19 protein-coding genes and 1 pseudogene are annotated in these 19,044 nt (G+C 69.3%); 9 read left to right on the plus strand and 11 right to left on the minus strand.

Annotation, left to right across the window (positions count from 1 at the left end; genetic code table 11):
• Positions 1–64: 64 nt before the first annotated feature.
• The 4 genes from ACQP2E_RS21240 to ACQP2E_RS21255 all read left to right on the plus strand — a co-directional run bounded on the left by ACQP2E_RS21240 (position 65) and on the right by ACQP2E_RS21255 (position 3,255).
• On the plus strand, positions 65–598 hold the full coding sequence (locus ACQP2E_RS21240) for a YlcI/YnfO family protein (protein ID WP_433824670.1): 534 nt from the start codon (positions 65–67) through the stop codon (positions 596–598).
• 76 nt (positions 599–674) lie between these two features.
• Complete coding sequence (locus tag ACQP2E_RS21245) at positions 675–1,526, plus strand: DUF4097 family beta strand repeat-containing protein (RefSeq protein ID WP_433824671.1); 852 nt, start codon at positions 675–677, stop codon at positions 1,524–1,526.
• The gene (locus tag ACQP2E_RS21250; protein ID WP_433824672.1) at positions 1,523–2,446 is read left to right on the plus strand and encodes an ATP-binding cassette domain-containing protein; all 924 of its coding nucleotides are present in this window, start codon (positions 1,523–1,525) and stop codon (positions 2,444–2,446) included. The genes ACQP2E_RS21245 and ACQP2E_RS21250 overlap by 4 nt, the downstream gene beginning before the upstream one ends.
• 5 nt (positions 2,447–2,451) lie before the next feature.
• The gene (locus ACQP2E_RS21255; protein ID WP_433824673.1) at positions 2,452–3,255 is read left to right on the plus strand and encodes an ABC transporter permease; all 804 of its coding nucleotides are present in this window, start codon (positions 2,452–2,454) and stop codon (positions 3,253–3,255) included.
• A 47-nt stretch (positions 3,256–3,302) separates the two neighbouring features.
• Here ACQP2E_RS21255 and ACQP2E_RS21260 read toward each other — a convergent pair whose 3' ends face one another.
• Complete coding sequence (locus tag ACQP2E_RS21260; protein WP_433824674.1) at positions 3,303–4,061, minus strand: arginase family protein; 759 nt, start codon at positions 4,059–4,061, stop codon at positions 3,303–3,305.
• Positions 4,062–4,095: 34 nt separating this feature from the next.
• Here ACQP2E_RS21260 and ACQP2E_RS21265 point away from each other — a divergent pair, with 34 nt between their 5' ends.
• The gene (locus ACQP2E_RS21265) at positions 4,096–5,487 is read left to right on the plus strand and encodes a protein adenylyltransferase SelO (protein WP_433824675.1); all 1,392 of its coding nucleotides are present in this window, start codon (positions 4,096–4,098) and stop codon (positions 5,485–5,487) included.
• Here ACQP2E_RS21265 and ACQP2E_RS21270 read toward each other — a convergent pair.
• Positions 5,463–6,614: an ROK family transcriptional regulator gene (locus ACQP2E_RS21270; protein WP_433824676.1), complete on the minus strand. Its 1,152-nt coding sequence runs from the start codon at positions 6,612–6,614 to the stop codon at positions 5,463–5,465. The two genes, ACQP2E_RS21265 and ACQP2E_RS21270, sit on opposite strands and share 25 nt — an antisense overlap.
• A gap of 176 nt (positions 6,615–6,790) precedes the next feature.
• Positions 6,791–8,179 (minus strand): glycoside hydrolase family 6 protein, encoded by a 1,389-nt coding sequence (locus tag ACQP2E_RS21275; protein WP_433824677.1) that lies wholly within the window; start codon positions 8,177–8,179, stop codon positions 6,791–6,793.
• A gap of 149 nt (positions 8,180–8,328) precedes the next feature.
• On the opposite strand from ACQP2E_RS21275, the gene ACQP2E_RS21280 reads away from it, so the two are divergent.
• Entirely contained in the window at positions 8,329–8,799 is a 471-nt protein-coding gene (locus ACQP2E_RS21280; RefSeq protein ID WP_433824678.1) for a LuxR C-terminal-related transcriptional regulator, read from the plus strand.
• 59 nt (positions 8,800–8,858) lie between these two features.
• Here the strand turns inward: ACQP2E_RS21280 and ACQP2E_RS21285 are convergent, their stop codons facing one another.
• Positions 8,859–9,401, minus strand: coding sequence for a TetR/AcrR family transcriptional regulator (locus ACQP2E_RS21285; protein ID WP_433824679.1), 543 nt, complete (start codon positions 9,399–9,401; stop codon positions 8,859–8,861).
• Positions 9,402–9,462: 61 nt separating this feature from the next.
• On the opposite strand from ACQP2E_RS21285, the gene ACQP2E_RS21290 reads away from it, so the two are divergent.
• A complete protein-coding gene (locus ACQP2E_RS21290; protein ID WP_433824680.1) occupies positions 9,463–10,638 on the plus strand; it encodes an FAD-dependent monooxygenase in 1,176 nt (391 codons plus the stop codon).
• A gap of 8 nt (positions 10,639–10,646) precedes the next feature.
• Here ACQP2E_RS21290 and ACQP2E_RS21295 read toward each other — a convergent pair whose 3' ends face one another.
• The 7 genes and pseudogenes from ACQP2E_RS21295 to ACQP2E_RS21325 form a co-directional block, all read right to left on the minus strand.
• Positions 10,647–10,769 carry a hypothetical protein gene (locus ACQP2E_RS21295; protein WP_433824681.1) on the minus strand — a complete coding sequence of 41 codons (123 nt, stop codon included), beginning with the start codon at positions 10,767–10,769 and terminating at the stop codon, positions 10,647–10,649.
• A gap of 163 nt (positions 10,770–10,932) precedes the next feature.
• Positions 10,933–12,063 carry a sensor histidine kinase gene (locus tag ACQP2E_RS21300; protein WP_433824682.1) on the minus strand — a complete coding sequence of 377 codons (1,131 nt, stop codon included), beginning with the start codon at positions 12,061–12,063 and terminating at the stop codon, positions 10,933–10,935.
• Positions 12,064–12,145: 82 nt separating this feature from the next.
• Positions 12,146–12,817, minus strand: a pseudogene (locus tag ACQP2E_RS21305) (response regulator transcription factor); the annotation flags it as partial.
• Positions 12,818–12,826: 9 nt separating this feature from the next.
• Positions 12,827–13,510 (minus strand): VanZ family protein, encoded by a 684-nt coding sequence (locus tag ACQP2E_RS21310; protein ID WP_433824683.1) that lies wholly within the window; start codon positions 13,508–13,510, stop codon positions 12,827–12,829.
• Positions 13,511–13,578: 68 nt separating this feature from the next.
• Complete coding sequence (locus tag ACQP2E_RS21315) at positions 13,579–14,814, minus strand: serine hydrolase domain-containing protein (protein ID WP_433824684.1); 1,236 nt, start codon at positions 14,812–14,814, stop codon at positions 13,579–13,581.
• Between the two features lie 482 nt (positions 14,815–15,296).
• Positions 15,297–15,425 (minus strand): hypothetical protein, encoded by a 129-nt coding sequence (locus ACQP2E_RS21320; protein WP_433824685.1) that lies wholly within the window; start codon positions 15,423–15,425, stop codon positions 15,297–15,299.
• Between the two features lie 151 nt (positions 15,426–15,576).
• On the minus strand, positions 15,577–15,699 hold the full coding sequence (locus tag ACQP2E_RS21325; protein WP_433824686.1) for a hypothetical protein: 123 nt from the start codon (positions 15,697–15,699) through the stop codon (positions 15,577–15,579).
• A 58-nt stretch (positions 15,700–15,757) separates the two neighbouring features.
• Between ACQP2E_RS21325 and ACQP2E_RS21330 the strand changes: the two genes are divergently transcribed.
• Positions 15,758–16,663: a hypothetical protein gene (locus ACQP2E_RS21330; protein WP_433824687.1), complete on the plus strand. Its 906-nt coding sequence runs from the start codon at positions 15,758–15,760 to the stop codon at positions 16,661–16,663.
• Between the two features lie 128 nt (positions 16,664–16,791).
• Positions 16,792–19,044 carry a putative bifunctional diguanylate cyclase/phosphodiesterase gene (locus ACQP2E_RS21335; protein ID WP_433824688.1) on the plus strand — a complete coding sequence of 751 codons (2,253 nt, stop codon included), beginning with the start codon at positions 16,792–16,794 and terminating at the stop codon, positions 19,042–19,044.

The following is a 19,044-nucleotide window of genomic DNA, read 5'->3' on the forward strand; positions in this document are numbered from 1 at the left end:
TGATGGTGCCACTTTGGCACCATCATGGCTTGCGGTGGTGCCATAGCTGTGCCACAGTGGTGTCATGGACTTGACCACGTACGTGAACAACCTCGGCCGGGAGTTCGCCACCCTCGCCGAAGCCGGCGGCGAGGACTCCCGCGCGCTGGTCGAGCGCCTGACCGGGCCGCTCGAATCAGCGATCCGGATGACGCTGCTCGACGCCCTGTCGGCCGCCGCGGACGAGATCACCCAGGACCTGGCCCCCGGCTCGGTCGAGGTGCGGCTCCGCGGACGCGACCCCGATTTCGTGGTGAGCACGCCCGCTGCCGCCGAGCCCGCTCCCGCCGCTTCCGCCTCTGCCGCCTCTGCCGCCTCTGCCGCCTCTCCTGCCGCGGGCACCGAGCCGCCGATCTCCGAGGACGGCCCCGCCGCCCGGATCAACGTACGCCTTCCCGAGCAGCTCAAAGCCGCCATCGAAGAGGCCGCCGCCAAGGAGGGCCGCTCGGTGAACGCCTGGCTGGTCCGCGCGGCCGCCACCGCTCTGCAACGCCCCGAGCGTGACCAGCCCACCGAGCCGCCGAAGCCCAAGCAGGGCTTCACCGGCTGGGTTCGCTGACGTCCTTCTTCACCGCCTTCTTAGCCGGAAACCGACAGTTCTTCTTTGCCAGAAACCGACAGTTCAGGGGACAACCATGCCCATTTTCGACACTCCCGAGCCGATTTCCGTGACTGTCGACCTCAGCGTCGGCTACGTGAGCATCGCCGCGAGCGACCGGACCGACACCGTCGTCGAGGTCCGCCCGAGCAACGAGGCCGACGACTCCGACGTCCAGGCCGCCCAGCAGGTCCGCGTCGACCTCAGCACCGGGACGCTGCGGGTGACCGGCCCGAAACGCGCCTTCGACTTCTCCCACAGGTCCAAGTCGGTCACCGTCTCCATCGAGCTGCCCGCCGGCTCCCGGGTCGCCGCCGAGGTCCAGCTCGGTGACCTGCGTGCCACCGGGCAGCTCGGCGAGTCCCGGCTCAAGACCTCGGCCGGCCACGTCTCGGTGGAGCGGACCGGCGCGCTGCGCATCCGCACGGCGGCCGGTGACGTCACCGCCGCCACCATCGCCGGCGACGCGGACATCGCCACCGGCACCGGCCGGATCACGGTCGGCGAGATCGACGGCAATGCGTTGATCAAGAACTCCAACGGCGACACCACGGTCGACGCGGTGACCGGGACGGTACGCGTACGCGCGGCCAACGGCGACATCACCGTGCGGCAGGCAGGCGCCGGTGCCGACGCGAAGTCCTCCAACGGCAGTGTCCGGCTCGGCTCGGTGGCCCGCGGGTCGGTCGTGCTGGAAACGGCGCTCGGCAACCTGGACGTCGGCATCGCCTCCGGCACCGCGGCGTGGCTCGACGTGAACACCAGCTTCGGCCGCGTACGCAATCTCCTGGAGAACGCTCCCGGGCCGGACGAGACCGACGAGACGGTCGAGGTCCGCGGCCGCACCACGTACGGCGACATCACCATTCACCGAGGAGGAGAACGATGATCGAGGTGTCCGGGCTGCGCAAGGCGTTCGGCGATCACACCGTGCTCGACGGCATCGACCTGAACGTGCCACACGGAATCGTCTTCTCGCTGCTCGGCGCGAACGGCGCCGGCAAGACCACCACCGTGAAGATTCTGTCCACATTGCTCGGTGCGGACGCCGGCGACGCCCGGGTGGCCGGGCACGACCTGACCCGCGAACCTGATGCGGTCCGTGCCGCGATCGGCGTCACCGGCCAGTTCTCCGCCGTCGACAACCTGCTCACCGGCGCGGAGAACCTGACACTGATGGCCGACCTGCACCACCTGCCCCGGGCACAGGGCCGCCGGCGCGCCGCCGACCTGCTCGACCAGTTCGACCTGACCGACACCGGCAAGAAGCCGGTCTCGACGTACTCCGGCGGCATGCGCCGCCGCCTCGACCTGGCGATGACCCTGGTCGGCAGCCCGCAGCTGATCTTCCTCGACGAGCCGACCACCGGCCTGGACCCGCGCAGCCGGCGCACCATGTGGCAGATCATCCGCGACCTGGTCGCCGGCGGCGTCACCATCTTCCTCACCACGCAGTACCTGGAGGAGGCCGACGAACTGGCCGACCGGATCGCGGTCCTCGACCAGGGCCGGATCGTCGCCGAGGGAACCCCGGAGGAGCTGAAACGCCGCATCCCCGGCGGCCACGTCCGGCTGCGGTTCACCGAGCCGCAGAGTCTGGACGCGGCGATGGCCGCGCTGGGGCAGGCGTCACGCGACAACGACACCCTCGCCCTGCGGGTGCCCAGCGACGGCAGCCTGCGCTCGCTCAAGGACCTGATCGGCCGGCTCGACGACCGGGCCATCGAGGTCGACGAACTGTCCGTGCACACCCCGGACCTGGACGACGTGTTCCTGGCGCTGACCTCGTCCTCATCGAAAGGAAGGTGATCACCATGACCGCTCAGGCCCTGCCTTTCCACCCGCTGCGTGACTCGGCGACGATGCTGCGCCGCAACGTGAAGCGGATGCTTCGTTACCCGTCGATGACCCTGCTGCTCATCGGGATGCCCGTCGTCTTCCTGCTGCTGTTCGTCTACGTCTTCGGCGGCACCCTGGGCGCCGGGCTGGGAGCGGCCGCCGGAGACGGCCGCTCCGCCTACGCCAATTACGTGGCCCCCGCGATCATCCTGATGACCGTCACCTCCACGGTCCAGGGCACCGCCATCGCGATCGCCATGGACTTGACCGAAGGCATCATCACCCGCTTCCGCACCATGCACATCGCCCGCGTCTCGGTCCTGACCGGCCACGTGGTCGGCGCCATGATCCAGGCAATGATCGCCGTCACGATCGTGACCGGCGTAGCGATGCTGGTCGGTTTCCGCCCCGGTGCCGGCCCGCTCGAATGGCTGGCCGCGGCCGGCTTCCTGCTGGTCGTGGCGTTCGCCCTGATCTGGCTGGCGACCGCGCTGGGCCAGGTGAGCGACAGCATCGAGACCGCGAGCAACCTGCCCATGCCCCTGGTCCTGCTGCCGTTCCTCAGCAGCGGCTTCGTCCCCACCGACTCGATGCCGGCCGGCCTGCGCTGGTTCGCCGAAAACCAGCCGTTCACCCCCATCATCGAGACCCTGCGCGGCCTCCTCATGGGTACGCCCATCGGCAACAGCTGGTGGATCGCGCTGACGTGGTGCGCGGTGATCGCCCTGGGCAGTCACGTCTGGTCAAAGCACCTGTTCAACCGCGAGTCCTCCCGCTGATCCGCTTCCCCACCCTGCGCCGCCGGCTGAAGAGCACAAGAGTTCAATCACACGCGCAAACTCGCCAGCCGGGAGAGCAGCATCGCTCGGGCGCTGCGCCGCACGTCGTCGCTCGTCGGCCACCACGGAGCTGCCACGTCGACAGCGACAACCCTCCCCGTCGCGATCAGGCGCTCGCAGGTAGCCAAAACCTCGCTCGCCGACGGGCCGTTCCGCACCGGGAAGCGGAGGCCCGGCAGCTCGTCCGCGTCGATCACGTCGAGGTCCAGATGGATGACGAGCGGGCCAGGTGGCACCGTGTTCTCCGAGACCTCACCCACCGGAATGCGGCGAGTAGCGCTGGTCGCCAAATACGAAGCCTCGGCCGGGTCCAAGTCGCGGGCGTCGGCCAGGACAACCCGCTCCGGAGCGAGCGGCGTCAGGCCGAACCGGTCGGCATAACGATCCCGGTGTGCGCCGGTCAGCACCCGCACCGACATGCCGCCCAGATAGCCCGAACCGCTGGTCTCCAGGGTGTGCACGTCACCGTGGGCGTCGAACCAGACGACGGCCGGGTCGATGCCGGCCCGCTGCACGCCGGCGACCGTGCCGCCGGCGACGAGGCAGTCGCCGGAGAAGACCACCGGCACCGAGCCGGCCGCCACCACCGGCGTCACCGCGGCAGCGGCCGCCGTGCAGACGTCGGTGATGCGCTGCCACAGGTCCCCATCGGACAACACCGGCGCGACCGTCACGTCCGCCGCCACCACGATGTCGTCGGAGGAGAGGCGTTCGTCGTGGTGGTACGGCACCAGAATCGTCGTCACGCCTCACCCTAACCACGGCGCGTAAGGTTGATCGGTGGACATCCCAGCGTTTGGCAACCGGTTCGCCAGTGAGCTCCCGGAGATGGCGGTCGCGTGGAAAGGCGCCGCGTTCCCTGACCCCGCGGTGCTGGTCCTCGACGACGCCCTCGCCGTCGAGCTCGGTTTCGATCCGGCGTGGCTGCGCAGCGCCGAGGGCGTGCGCATGCTGATCGGCACCGATGCGCCTGCCGGGACCACTTCGGTGGCACAGGCGTATGCGGGCCATCAGTTCGGCGGTTATTCGCCGCGGCTCGGTGACGGGCGGGCGCTGCTGGTCGGCGAGTTCACCACGCCCGATGGTCAGCTGAAAGACCTCCATCTCAAAGGGTCGGGGCGCACGCCGTTCTCCCGGGGCGGTGACGGTTTCGCGGCGGTCGGGCCGATGCTGCGCGAATACATCGTGAGCCGCGCCATGCATGCGCTCGGAATCCCCACGACACGGTCGCTCGCCGTCGTCACGACCGGGCAGAAAGTGCGCCGGGAAGAGAACCTTCCCGGCGCCGTCCTGGCTCGGGTCGCAGCGAGCCACCTGCGGGTCGGCAGTTTTCAGTACGCACGAGCCACCGGCGATCTCGCCCTGCTGAAACGGCTCGCCGATCACGCGATCGACAGGCATCATCCGGCTGCCCGAGAGGCTGTCCGCCCGTACCAAAAGCTCTTTGAATCGGTGGTTGTCACCCAGGCTGAGCTGGTCGTGAAATGGATGCTGGCCGGGTTCATCCACGGGGTGATGAACACCGACAACATGACGATTTCCGGGGAAACCATCGATTACGGTCCGTGCGCGTTCCTGGATGTGTTCGATCCGGCGACGGTGTACAGCTCGATCGATTCGGGCGGGCGTTATGCGTACGGAAATCAGCCGCCTGTCGCGCATTGGAATCTGGCGCGGCTGGCCGAGTCGATGTTGCCGCTCTTCGATGACGACGAGCAGAAAGCGATCGAACTCGCGACGGAGTCGCTGGGGTTGTTCGGGCCTGCCTACGACGCGGCGTGGATCACGGGGATGCGGGCGAAGCTGGGTCTCCGTGACGATGTCTCCGACAAAGACGTCAAGTCGCTCAGTGAGGACCTGCTCGTCCACCTCAGGGACCGGCGAGCCGACTACACCTCGTCGTTCCGTGACCTGGACAACGCCGTCACCGACCAGGACTGGCTGGTCAGGTGGCACGCGCACAACCCCGACGCCGAGAGCGCGAGAAAGATCAATCCGATCTACATCCCCCGCAACCACCTGGTTGAGGAAGCCCTCGCCGACCCCTCGAAACTCGACGATCTGCTGACCGCGATCGATCATCCGTTCACCGAACGCCCCGGCCTCGAACACTACGCCGAGCCCGCCCCGGAATCCTTCCGCGCCTGCTACCAGACGTTCTGCGGCACCTGATCCGGTGACCCCGCGGCCAGCCAGATCTCCAGGTTGGCCGGGGCGAACACCTCGTCGAGTGCCAGGTGGACAGCCCCGCTGACTCCGGCGACCTGCTCCGGCAGCACCGACACCTCGATCCGCAGGTCCCGGGTGGCGAGCGGCAGCGCCCGCTTGTGGATCACCTCGCGGATCGGGTCCAGCACGTGCGCACGCGCGCGGGCCAGCGAACCCCCGAGCACAAGACGGTCCGGGTTGTAGAAACTGATCAGCGTGGCGAGGGTGCCGCCGAGCAGGGTCGACGCACGACGCAGGAACTCACGGGCCTCCGGATCGCCGGCGTCCGCGGCCCGGACCGCTCCGGAGATCGCGGCCCCGCCGGCCACCGCCTCCAGACAGCCGATGTTTCCGCAACGGCAGATGATCGTGCCGCCTTCCGGGATGGCGACGTGTCCGATATCGCCGGCCGAGCCGTTCGCACCCCGGTACAGCCGCCCATCCATCACGATCGCTGCCCCGATGCCCGCGCCGACGCGTACGTAAAGCATGTGGCCGCCCGAATCCGGGCCGGCGTGCAGTTCACCGAGTGCCATCAGGTTCACATCGTTGTCGACCCAGACCGGCGCGCCGAAGCGGGTGCGCAGCCGCTGCCGGATCGGATAACGGTCCCAGCCCGGCATGATCGGCGGGACGACAGGCAGCCCTGACCGAAATTCAACAGGCCCGGGAACACCGACCCCGACCGCCCAGATCGCGGCGCTGTCCCTGCAGAGATCGTCCGCAAGCGCCTCAGCGCGACGCAGCACCACATCCGGACCTGCGGCGACATCGACACTCTCCTGCCGGGTCGCCAGCACCGCACCGGCCAGATCGGCAATACCGACATTCACCTCGGCAGCGCCCACATCAACACCAAGAACCACACCTCGCCCGGCCCGCACCCGCAGCCGCCGGGGCGCCCGCCCACCCGACGACGGCCCGAGCCCCGCGCCCTCGATCAACCCGGCGCTCTCCAGCTCAGCGACGCGCTGCGCGACAACCGAGCGCCCCAACCCGACACGCTCGACGAGCATCGGCTGCGTGACACCGGAATCCGCCCGCACCGCACCGAGCACCGCGGCAAGACCGTTGATCCGCTCGCTGACCACAAAGCCACCCTAATCGACTTCCTCCGATGAACGGAAGAAGCCCTTTCCCGGGTACGCGTGACGGGCCCGCACGCGCTTGCCGGCCGGCTTGTCGGCCCGCAAGCGCTTGCCGGCCGGCTTGTCGGCCCGCAAGCGCTTGCCGGCCGGCTTGTCGCATCGGCCGGCAAGCGCTGGGATCACGAAGCCGTGCAGGTCAGCGCCGGTGTCGACGCCGTTCCGTTCGCCAGGAACCCGAACTGTGCGGTCCTGCCCGCCGCCAGCGCCCCGTTCCACGACACGTTGCGGACCGTGGCCGTCGAACCGGCCGTGGTGAGGGTTCCGTTCCAGGCCTGGCTGATCGACTGCCCTGTGGCGAGAGCCCAGGTGACAGTCCAGCCGTTGATGGCGTTCGCCCCGGCGGTGACCGTCACCTCACCCTGGAAACCGCCCTGCCAGGAACCGGAGATCCTCAGCGCCGCGGCACAGGCACCCCCGGCCGGAGGCGAGCTGGGCGAGGCCGACGGCGACGTCGACGGCGAAGCCGACGGAGAGGACGACGGCGAGCTCGACGGAGAGGACGACGGCGAACTCGACGGCGACGTGGGCGCGGACGGGCTGGGCGACGACGGGTTCGGCGCGCTGCTCGCCAGGCTGTAGGCCAGATCCGGCTGGAACGACCCCGCCGCGTACCGGCAGCCATCGGCCTCACCCGGCGGCTTCACCCACAGGTACCCGTCGATGTTGGCATCCCCGGTGTTTACGGTCGGGTACTGCCCGATCCGCCGATCCGTGTTGTCGTCACCGCACCAGTCACCACTGGCCCCACCGTTACGGCTCGTGTCGATCACCTGCCGCTTGCCCGTCACTCCCTGTCCGGACAGCGCCGAGATGATCGCCCGCCCATAGGATGCCTCGGCGCTCGTCGCGTTGAAGTTGGAGACGTTCGTGTAGAACCCGTCCGCACTCCCGATCCCGGCCGCGACCAGCCGTGAAGCCTGATCGGCGGTGCTGTTCCACGCCGAGTGCCCGGCGTCGAGATAAACCTTGGCGTTCGCATTGCCGGCCTTCAGCGTCTGCACCGCGGTGCGCAGGGCCTGGTTGCGCGCGGCCAGGTCCGAGCCGCTCAGACATGTCTGCAACGCGATCGAATCAGGTTCCAAGATGATCACTACGGTACGGTCGCCGAGCTCCGACGCCACGTTGGATATCCACGTCTGGTACTGGGCCAGATCCGGTGCGCCGCCCGAGCTGGCGCCGCCGCAGTCCCGGTTCGTGATGCCGTAAACGGTCAGCACCGGGATCTGCCCGGCAGAGTTGGCACCACCCACGTACGCCGATATCTCGGCCTTGACGGTGGACTGGTTGAAGGACGCCAACCAGTGCGAGGAGGGCTGGCTGGCGATCCGATCGCGGATCACCGGCATCCTGGAGTCGGAGGGATTCGCCGCCACCCATCGTGCGGCGGCGGTGTCCGCCTCACGATAGAGCGTGCCACTGATCGTGCCGGCCGCCGCATTTCCGGCGAATCCGACAGCGGCCGTAGCAATCAGTAATCCTGCGGCAACTACGAGGGGGATACGGGTCATGAGGACTCTCCTGGGGAATTGGGAGCGCTCCCAAACGTATCCCGACCTGGCACGATAGGCAACCGTCGATTACGTTTTTGAAGATCTACATTGCGCCTATGTCACTGCAAACGCATCGAAGCCACGCTGGGCCCGTTGCGATCAGGCCAGTGTTGGCGCCGCATCTGCAAGAGATCGTCGAGTCCCTGGCGACCGGCGAGACCGCCCGGGAAGCGGCGGCGCGATTGTTCATCTCGCCGAACACCGTCAAATCCCGCCTGAAGACCCTCTACCAGCAACTAGGCGCACGGGACCAGGCGCACGCGGTAGCCATCGCGTTCCGCCTGGGCATCCTGCGCACCACCGACGAGCCACACCTGCAACCGGTCGTGATCGGAGGCATCAATCCCGACCGATTGCGCACCACCATCAACGATCTGACCGCGCTGCTGCGCATCGCCGAGAAGATCCCCAACCATCCCGACTACCAGAACCTGCTCCGCGAGGTGGCCGACCTGGCCACCGACCCGGCCGCCGACCCGGCCGCCACCCTGCAACAGATAGCCCGCCTGGCCGAATCAGCCGGGCCGGCCGAGTCAGCCGATTCCACCGCCGGCAGCCCCACCGAGGCAGCCGCCTGACCCGAACCAACCATCAAGGGCTTCATCCCGCCGGGGAGGCGACGGGGTGAAGCCCACCCCTATCCGGATCCCCGACGCAGAGTGTCGCAGGCGGCGTCGAGGACCGACTCTCGCAGTTGCTCCGCCGGCACCTCGGGCAGCACGATCGTGCAGTCGCCCAGCCCGCCGATCGCCATCTGTGCCCTGACCAGATCCGCGACCGCAGGGGACGGGCCGACAAGCAGGGACACCATCCGCTGCCGCCACTCCCCCACGGCTGACGCCAGGTCGACCACGGCGAGGATGCTCGGCTCTCGCATGATCATGGCGGTGATGTCCCGGTGCCGATAGGTGACGTCGAAGTAGGCTCCGAGCAGCTCGCGGGCGCTGACGCCCGGCCCGAACGGCGCCAGGGCTATCTCCACGTCGTCGATGAACGGCTGGACCAGGCTGCGCACCAGGTCGTCGCGTGAGGCGAAGTGGTAGTACAGCGCCGGTTTTGTCACCCCGACCCGTTCGGCGATCTCCCGTAGCGAGACCTGGTGCACCCCCTTCTCCGCGATCAGCTCCAGCGCGGCGCTGCGGATCCGGTCGGCTGTTTCGGTGGAGCGGGAACGTGGCACACCACGAAGCCTACTCATCTTGTTTACTTACCGGAAGGTAAGCGAACGAGGGAGGCACAGCATGCACGCCCTGATCTCCGGCGCGAGTGTCGCCGGACCCGTCCTGGCCCATTTCCTGAGCCGCCGCGGCTGGCGGGTCACCGTCGTCGAGCGCGCCGCCGACCTGCGTGCCGGCGACGGCGGTCACGCGGTCGACCTTTTCGGCCCGGCCGTCGAAGTGATCGAACGGATGGGTCTGCTGGCGGAGGTCGAGGCCGCCCGCACCCGCAACGACACGATCACCCTGCTCCGGTACGGCAAGAAACCGATCACTGTGGAGACGGCTGATCTGGCCGCCGGCATCTCGGCCCGGCACGTCGAGATCATGCGAGGGACCCTGGCCGGGCTGCTCCACGACCGCACCCGCAAGGACGTCGACTACCGCTTCGGCACGGTCATCACGGAGATCCACGGCACCGTGGCTGTACTCTCCGACGGAGACGTCATCTCCGCCGATCTCATCGTCGGCGCCGATGGACTGCACTCCGGCGTGCGCCGGCTCGCCTTCGGACCCGAGGAGCGATTCCGGCACTTTCTCGGCGCGTACCTCGCCGTCTACACCCTTCCGGACGTCCTCGGCACCGGGCCTACGGTGGCCGCCTTCACCGCGCCGGGTGTCGCCGCCACCGTCTACCCGACGCTGACACCCGGCCTGTCCCGCGCGCTGTTCCTGACACGCACCACCGAGGAGATTCCCCGCACACGGGATGCCATCCGCCACCTCATCGGCGATCGGCTCGGCCCGCAGGTCAGCCAGGTCCTCGCCCACCTGGACGCGGCCGGCGACCTCTACTTCGACGACATCTCCCAGATCCGGATGGACTCCTGGTCACGCGGCCGGATCACGCTCGTCGGCGATGCCGGTTACGGTCCCGGGCCGGCGGTCGGTGGCGGAACCAGTCTCGCGGCCTCCGGCGCCTACGTCCTGGCGTCGGAAATCGCGGCAAGCCCGGACGACGTTCCCGGCGCGCTGCGACGCTACGAGTCCACGATGGCCGGCCCGGTCCGGCACAGCCGCAAGATCGGCCCGTCGGTCCTCGCTTCGATCGTCCCCCGCAGCCGCGCCCAGGTCTGGGTCACCGCGCAGGTCATGCGCCTGCTCCCCCGCCTGCCGCAACCCGCACGAGCCGGACTGACCAGCTTCGGCGGCGGCCCGGCCGCGATGCTCGACGGCCTGACTCTGAAGTCCTCGCCGTAGTGACCGGCCTAGAGATCAGCCGATGACGCCCTGGCCCGCAGCAACTCGACCGTCACCTGGCCCGGCTTCGTGCCCGCCACGGACTCCCGGACGATCGCGTGGATCGAGCGGACCGGAGCGGGTCGTGCCACCGGCACCACCACGCTCTCCGGCGGCTGCTCGGCCGTCAGCGCGGGGTGTCGGCGGGCGGCTCCACCGGGCTGGGCCTGGACATCGCCCGCCGGGCAGCGGCCACGTTCGAGATCGGCACCGCCAGGACAGGCGGGGCGTCGGTACGCATGTCGCTGCCCGGTCCTACAGCGCCGTCAGGAGGTGGACCGTGACCACGAGGCCGCCGTCGGGGCCTGGGGCGAGCTCGAGGAATCCGGCGTGAGCGCGGACGACGCTCTGCACGATCGCCAGGCCCAGTCCGACGCCGGCGTGCTCGTCCGTGCGTACCCTCTCTGTTCCTCGCTGGAAAGGTTCGGTGAGCGTCGGCAGCAGCTCGGGTGGGAGCGGGCGACCGGTGTTCGCGACTCGCAGCACGCTGGTGCCGGTGGGGCGTGTTCCGGTGTGCACCGTGACGGCGCCGCCGGTGGGCAGGTTGTGGACGATGGCGTTCTGGACGAGGTTGGTCACCATCCGCAGCAGCAGCTCGGCCGAACCGCTGACCGGGGCCGCGCCGCCGGTGACCTCGAGGGTGATCTGGCGCTGTTCGGCGAGGGGTAGCAGTGTCTCGGCGGCCTCCTCGGCGAGCAGCGAGAGGTCGACGTCCTCCCGGGTGCCGGTGCCGCGATCGCCACGGCTGAGCAGCAGCAGGGCCTCGGTCAGGTCGATCGCCCGGGTATTGACGGTGTGCAGCCGCTCGATGAGATCACTGCGGATCCGGGTCGGATCCTTGCGGGCGACGTCCAGCAGCGCCCGCGAGATCGCCAGCGGGGTACGCAGTTCGTGGGAGGCGTTGGCAGCAAACCGCTGCTGCTCGTCGATCTGCGACTCCAGCCGCGCGAGCATCGAGTCGAACGCGTCGGCGAGTTCCCGGAACTCGTCCGCCTGTCCACCCAGCCGGATCCGGTGCGACAGCGAACCGCCTGCCGCCACCCGGCTGGCGTGGGTGATCTGGGTCAGTGGCGCGAGCATCCGGCCGGCCAGGAACCAGCCACCCAGCAGGCCGAACACCAGCAGCAGCGCGAGCACCCCGGCCGCTCGCGGCGCGAAGGCGCGGAGCAGGTCGGAGCGGTTCGGTACGAACGCCACCGGCATGCCGGAGCCGCCGGGCTCGGTCATCCGGGCGTTGTCGATCACCTCTGGTACGTACCTCAGGAGGAACACCCACACGGTGGCGAGCAGCAGGGCACCGGCCAGCATGACGAACCCGGCGTAGCTCAGGGTCAGTTTGAGGCGGGCGCTGAGCCCGGGTTTCCTGGTTGCGGTCGCCCTATCCACGGTCGTCCTGCCGGTGGTCGCCTTGTCGGTGGCCGTTTTGGGCGCGGTCGCTCTGGGCGCGGTCGGTTTGGGCGCGGTCGTTCTCGGCGCGGTCGCTCGTCTCGATGCGGTAGCCGACGCCTGGCACCGTGCCGATGACCCATGGTTCGCCGAGGCGTTTGCGGAGCGCCGACACGGTGATGCGGACCGCGTTGGTGAGCGGGTCGGCGTTCTCGTCCCAGGCCCGTTCCAGCAGATCCTCGGCGCTGACGATGCCGCCCTCCGCGCCGACGAGCACCTCCAGGACGGCGAACTGCTTGCGGGTGAGCGCCACGTAGCGCCCGTCGCGGAAGACCTCACGCCGGAACGGGTCGAGGCGCAGCCCGGCGATCTCACGGACCGGCGGGCGGGCGTACCCCCGCCTGCGGTCCAGCGCACGCAGGCGCAGCACGAGTTCCCGCAGCTCGAACGGCTTCGTGAGGTAGTCGTCGGCGCCGAGCTCGAACCCGGACGCCTTGTCGTCGATCCGGTCGGCCGCGGTGAGCATCAAGATCGGGATACCGCTGCCGGAGGCAACGATGCGCCGGGCCACCTCGTCGCCGGACGGCCCGGGAATGTCGCGGTCGAGAATCGCGAGGTCGTAGGAGTTGACGCTGAGCAGTTCCAAGGCGGAGTCACCGTCGCCGGCGATGTCAGCGGCGATCGCCTCCAGCCGCAGACCGTCCCGGACAGCCTCGGCCAGGTACGGCTCGTCCTCCACGATCAGCACACGCATGACTGAAGCCTATGGTCGGCGGGCCGGCGCCAGCACCGGACCAGACCGCTCCGGGCCGGACTGCTCCGGATCGGGCCGCTCCGGATCGGGCCGCTCGGGGTGTGCCCACCAGCGGCGTGATGCCAGTCCGGCCAGCACCGCGCCGGTTGTGTTGATCAGGACGTCGTCGATGGACGACACCCGGTCCAGCTGGAAGACGTACTGCGCGGTCTCGACCAGTATCGAGCAGCCGGCGCCGAGCGCCAGGATCCGCGGCAGCGACGCCAGCGCCGGGAACCGCATCGGGGCGAAGAACCCCAGCGCTGCGAAGATCAGCAGGTTGCCACCGATCCCGATCGGCCCCATCGTGGCCAGGTCACGCAGCGGGACCAGGCTGACCCGGCCGGCGCCGACTCCGGCATTCAGACCCGGGATCAAGGTCAGCCAGAGCAGCGGCACCGTGCCGTAGACCATGCCGACCTCGGCCAGCGCCGGCCGCCACCCTGATCGGATGCGCGCCAGCGCCCACACTGCCAGCGCGGCCAGCGGCAGCCCGGCCAGCATCATGAACACCACGCCGTTCTCGGTGTCGTAGCAGCCGTGCCACCGCCCGGACAGGCAAGTGGGTGCGGACATCATGAGCGGCCGCCGGACGGTGAACACCGCTCCGGCCAGGGCGAGGGCCGCCAGGCCGAGAAGAAGGATCCTGCGCATGTCCTCATCCAAGCCGCGGGGCGGTTGCGGTGGCGTATGCGATTTTCGATACGCCCGCGATACACGTTTCACCCGCCACCGCCACCGCCACCGCTGGGCGCGGCTCCGGTGATGGCTTGCGACTCCTTCTCCATCATCTCTGTCAAGGGGATGTCGTCGCGGTTGCTGAGGATGACGCCAACCCAGCCGGTGTCCGGGTAGATGCTCCAGTTAGCGCCGACACCGGGGTTGCCGCCGGCCCGCTGGTACACCCACTGGCCGCCGAGGATCTCGATCGGTATTCCGTAGGCCCCGAACGACGCCGGGCCGATCGGGGTCCTGGCGGCGGTGAGCACGTCGGCCCAGGGCCGGTCCAGCAACGTGCCGTCACCCAGCGCCCGCGCGAACCGGACCAGGTCCGGCGCGGTGGCGAAACCACCGTCCCCCGGTGCGTCGATGAAGGCGCGGCCCGGGTTCCAGCCCGGCATGTACGGCAGCGAACTCCCCTGGTCCAGGGTGCGGACCGCGTCCACCCGGCCGCCGCCGGCAACCGTCATGTACGGGTGTGCGATGTGCTGATCGGTGAGCCACTGCGGCCGGGTGTAGAAGGCTGACCCGGTCATGCCGCAGCGCCGGAAGATGTTTTCCTCGACGTAGTCCCAGTACGTCATGCCGGTCACCGCCTCCACGATCAGCGCGGGGATGGCGGTCTCGGCGCCGGCGTGCGTGGTGGTGGGCGTGCCGGGGATGCCCACGAGTTTCGCCTGCCGGGCCCATCGTGCGCAGTGCTCGCGAACCTCCTGGCGGCTCCGGAAGATCCGTTGCACGTCCAGCTCCGGGGTGTTCAGCCCGGAGGTGCCGGAGAGCACGTGGTGAACGGTCACCCGGTCGGCGATGTCCGCGCTGAAGCCGGTGAGGTATTTACCGATGTTGTCCGCGAGCTGCACTCTGCCCTGCTGCGCGAGCTGCAGAATCGCCACGGCGTGGAACGGCTTGCCCGCTGAGCTCAGACTGAACGCGATCCCCTCGTGGTGGCGAATCCGCTTCTCCTCGTCGGCCATGCCGTAGCTTCGCGACAGGATCGTCCGGCCTCGGTGCGACAGCAGCACCACGCCGGCGAACCTGTCCTCGGCGGCGAGGCGCGCAACGTAACGGTCGTAGGCCCCGCCGGGACGGGTGTCCGGCGGGATCCTCCGATCGGGCCGGGTCGGACCCGCCTGGCCGATCCCAGGGTTGACCAGCGGCGCCATCGCACCGGCGGCCGCCACCCCACCCCATCCGATCAACCGTCGCCGGTCGATCCCCCGTGCGGATCTCTCGTCCATAGTCCAGGCCCTTCTCCAGTCGGCGAACCCTGCACCGCGGTTCGTGACTCCACTGAAGACGGTCACCTGTTGTGGCGGCGTATGCACTTTTCGATACGCCCGCGATACGCGGTGTCAGCGCTGTCCGCGCGCCTGGATCTCCGCTTCCACGGCTTCGCGGCGTCGGCGCCAGTCACGCCGCGCCTTCTTGCTGCCGGCCGAGCGCTCACACCACAGCTCCCGGTCCCGAGCAAGCCGGAGCCGCTGCTCAAGCTCCCCGGCGGACAGCCCGGGAAGATCTCGGTCCCAGGTCTCCAACATCTTCCACCGCGACACCCCGCCATCCCACCGCACCACCCGCAGCCCCGACCACCCCATTTCCCGGCGCCGACAACGCGGTTCAGGGCACGGGAGTGGTGGGTTCGGGCGCGTGGATGGGAGCACACGGTGGGCCCTGCATTCGCCAGCTGGATCAGCCGGACCAGCTAGATCAGCCGGGCCAGCTAACGCTCAGCGCGCAGCCCGGACCGGCCGAGCCAGACCGGACCGGCGCGGAACAGGCCGGCGCCGGCCGCGCGGGCGGCGCGGGGCAGGCCGGCGCGGGCCGCGGAACAGACCGGCGCGGGCGGCACGGGACAGACCGGCGCGGGACAGACCGGCGCGGGCGGCACGGGACAGACCGGCACGGGACAGACCGGCGCGGGACAGACCGGCGCGGGACAGACCGGCGCGAGACAGACCGGCGCGAGACAGACCGGCACGCGGCGGCGCGCCTTAGATGGGTCAGTCGTCGTCGCGGTCATCCGCGTCATCGTCGTCGTCCGTGTCGTCGACGGCGTTGACGTCGACGGCGTCGTCGGCGTCTTCCTGTTCGGCGTCGTTGCGGAGGATCTCGCCGTTGGTCACGTCGATATCGGCGCGCTGTGTGATCGCTAAGACCGGGATAAGGCCTTAGCGTCAGGGGATGCGCGTCGCTCTGGTCACCTCGGAACGCATGCCTCAGGACAACTGGCACGACGCCGACTCGGCGTTGCTGGCCGCGGAGCTCGCACGGCTCGGCGTCGCCGTCGGCACTCCGGCCTGGGAGAACGGTGACGGCTGGGCGGATTACGACGTCCTGGTGCTGCAGTCGCCGTGGAGCATGTGGCGGAAACTCGCCGAGTTCGATCAGTGGCTCGCCGAGCGGGAGGCCGGCGGATCACGGATGCTCAACCCGCCGGACGTCCTCCGGATCGGCAGCAGCAAGCGGTACCTGACGACGCTCGCGGAGGCGGGGGTGGTGACGGTCCCGACGACCATTATCGGACCGGATGCCCGCGAGCAGATTCTTTGCGCGTACCCAGGGAAGAGCGCAAGCAGGCGCACTGTGGTGATCAAACCGCTCTCCTCGGGTGGCGCGCTGGACACGCGTGAATTCACCGCCGAACGCCTCGAAGAGGCGGTGGCACATGCCGCATACCTGATCGATTCGGGCGCGGGCGCGCTGGTCCAGCCCTATGTTGAGGCCATCGACACGCACCGTGAGCTGGGTATTCTCACTCTGCGCGGCGAGTTGTCGCATGCGATTACCAAGCGGGCGATCCTGCGGCCGGGCAGCGACGAGCGGGAGTTCCATCCGGATCCGCTGCCGCATCAGCTCACCGCGGCGCAGGCGGCTGTCGCGGAGCGCGCCTACCAGGCGTTTCTCGGTCTGCGGCCGGACGGCGCGGCGCCGCTGCTGTCGGTGCGGCTGGACTTCCTGATCGATCCGGAGACTGAGCCGGGCCTGCTGTTGCTGGAGGTCGAGGCGGTCGCGCCGGTCAAGTTCTTCACGCTGCACCGGGAGCGTGCGGCCGCGTTCGCCCGAGCTGTCGCCGACCTCGCTCGCTGATCAAATTTCGGACGTCAGGCGCTCCGGGCCGGCACGGAGCGCGAGCCGGGCGGAAAGCAACCGCCTTGCACCACCCTTGCCGTGCAGCAAACGCTCGGAAAGTAGCGAGGCCGACCGAACTATCCTTCGTGCGCCCCTTCGAGAGTCTCAGGCGGGACCCTGTCCTGCTCACCCTGATCGGGATAACCCTGGTCGGATGTGGGCTCTTCTTCGTGTTCGCCGGCGACTCCAGCCTGCAGACCCAGATCTACTGGGCCATCCAGGTCCCGCTGGACGCCGCGCTCGCCCTCGGTGGCTGGCGTCTGCGGGGAATCGCGCACACCCGGTACCGCCGCTTCTGGTCGATGATCGCCTTCGCCGGAGCGTCGTTCACCCTGGGTGATTCGTACCAGTTCCTGCACACCATCCTCGCTCCCGGCATCCCGTCGATGAGCGGCGGCATGGTGCAGACCGTGTGCTTCGCGATCGGCATGACCAGCAACGTGATCGCCTGCCTGATCTTCCCCCAGGGCCTGCGCTCCCACCGCGAACGGTTCGTCTTCTGGCTCGACGCCACCACCGTGCTCGTCGGTGGCGGCGTCGTGGCCTGGTGCTTCGCGTTCAACCCGATCTCCAGCGTGCACGTCGACCGGACCAACGCCAGCGTCACCGCGGCTCTGGTCCTGGTCGCGACGTTCTCCGCGACCAAGGTCGCGCTCATCAAGAACCCGCCGATGGCGCGCATCGCGGCCTGGCCGATGGTCAGCGCCGCGATGATCCAGGGCGTCAGCACGTTCCTGCCCGGCGATTTCCAGAGCACCGAGCATGCGTACGTCTTCGTGATCCGCCTGCTGCCGTCGGTCTGCATCGCCGTCGGCCCGTGGATCCAGGTCGTGCTGCTCCGCATCGGCGCCGTTCAGGACGAGCCAAAACGACGACCTTACAGCCTTCTTCCGTACGGAATGATCGCTGTGACGTTCGTGGTGTTCTTCATGATGTTGCCGGACACGGCGACCTCCCAGCTCGTCGGCGCGACCGTCGGCGTCGTGGTGATCACCTGCCTGGTTGCCGGACGCCAGCTGGTCGCGTTCCACGACAACATGCAGCTGATCGAGCGGCTCGACCAGGCCAACGCGGTCGACGGCCTCACCCTGCTGGCGAACCGGACCCACTTCAGCGAGGAGATCCCGCGTCTGCTGACCAAGCAGTCGTCGATGCTGCACATCGACCTCGATGACTTCAAGGAGATCAACGACACGATGGGGCACGCCGCCGGCGACACCCTGCTCATCGAGGTGGCCAACCGGCTGCGTGCCGCGGTACGCCCCGGCGACCTGATCTCCCGGCAGGGCGGCGACGAGTTCGCGATCCTGCTGCCCGGCGCCGGCCCGGACGACGCCGCCCTGATCGCCGACGAGATCCTGCGGCTGCTCGCCGTGCCGCTCGACGTCCGGCAGCACACCGTCGTCACCCGGGCCAGCGTCGGCATCGCGCCGGCCATGCCCGGTGACGAGGCGTCCGCGCTGCTCAGCATGGCCGACATCGCGATGTACGAGGCGAAGCGGCGCGGCAAGAGCATGTGGGTGCACTACACCGAGGACATGGGCGCGCGGGTCAGCGCCGAGGCCGTGCTGATCCGGGAGATGGCGCAGGCCATCGAGAACAACGAGTTCACGCTGGTCTACCAGCCGATCGTGCGGCTCGCCGACGAACGGCTCACCGGCGTGGAATCGCTGATCCGCTGGAACCACCCGACCCGCGGGCTGGTGTCGCCGGTCGAGTTCATCCCACTGGCGGAACGTACCGGGCAGATCGTCACGATCGGTCTCTGGGCGCTCGGCGAGGCCTGCCGGCAGGGCGCGGCGTGGCGGCGCGAACACCCGGAGGCGCAGAACATGTCGGTCGGCGTCAACGTGGCCGGGCGCCAGCTGCGTACCCCTGGCTTCGTCTCCGACGTCGCGGCCGTGCTCGCCACGACCGGCCTGCCCGCCGGGAACCTGACCATCGAGGTCACCGAGACCGCGGTACTCGACGACGAGGAGTCGCACGAGGCGATGGTGGGTCTGCGGGCGCTCGGCGTGAAGCTGGCCCTCGACGACTTCGGCACCGCCGCGTCGTCGCTCGGACTGCTGCTGACCTGCCCGGTCACCTCGCTGAAGCTCGATCGATCGTTCGTCGAGTCGATCACCACGGTGGGCCGGCAGTCGGCGGTCGCCACCGCTGTCAGCCAGATGGCCAGCGCGCTCGACTTCGCGTCGGTCGCCGAAGGCATCGAGACCATCGAACAGCGCGACCTGATCAAGAAGCTGGGCTATCAGTACGGGCAGGGCTACCTCTACTCGAAGCCGGTTTCGCCCGAGCTGATCGTGGAGCAGTGGGCAGCGGCACGGGTACGGTCGTGA

The organism is Actinoplanes sp. CA-015351 (genome assembly GCF_050955685.1).
Lineage (GTDB): Bacteria > Actinomycetota > Actinomycetes > Mycobacteriales > Micromonosporaceae > Actinoplanes.

Excerpts from the sequence above, each read along its gene's own strand:
- ACQP2E_RS21275 (WP_433824677.1), bottom strand. The coding sequence starts at position 8,179 with ATGACCCGTATCCCCCTCGTAGTTGCCGCAGGATTACTGATTGCTACG.
- ACQP2E_RS21315 (WP_433824684.1), bottom strand. The coding sequence starts at position 14,814 with ATGGACGAGAGATCCGCACGGGGGATCGACCGGCGACGGTTGATCGGA.
- ACQP2E_RS21290 (WP_433824680.1), top strand. The coding sequence starts at position 9,463 with ATGCACGCCCTGATCTCCGGCGCGAGTGTCGCCGGACCCGTCCTGGCC.
- ACQP2E_RS21245 (WP_433824671.1), top strand. The coding sequence starts at position 675 with ATGCCCATTTTCGACACTCCCGAGCCGATTTCCGTGACTGTCGACCTC.
- ACQP2E_RS21240 (WP_433824670.1), top strand. The coding sequence starts at position 65 with ATGGACTTGACCACGTACGTGAACAACCTCGGCCGGGAGTTCGCCACC.
- ACQP2E_RS21250 (WP_433824672.1), top strand. The coding sequence starts at position 1,523 with ATGATCGAGGTGTCCGGGCTGCGCAAGGCGTTCGGCGATCACACCGTG.
- ACQP2E_RS21330 (WP_433824687.1), top strand. The coding sequence starts at position 15,758 with ATGCGCGTCGCTCTGGTCACCTCGGAACGCATGCCTCAGGACAACTGG.
- ACQP2E_RS21310 (WP_433824683.1), bottom strand. The coding sequence starts at position 13,510 with ATGCGCAGGATCCTTCTTCTCGGCCTGGCGGCCCTCGCCCTGGCCGGA.
- ACQP2E_RS21255 (WP_433824673.1), top strand. The coding sequence starts at position 2,452 with ATGACCGCTCAGGCCCTGCCTTTCCACCCGCTGCGTGACTCGGCGACG.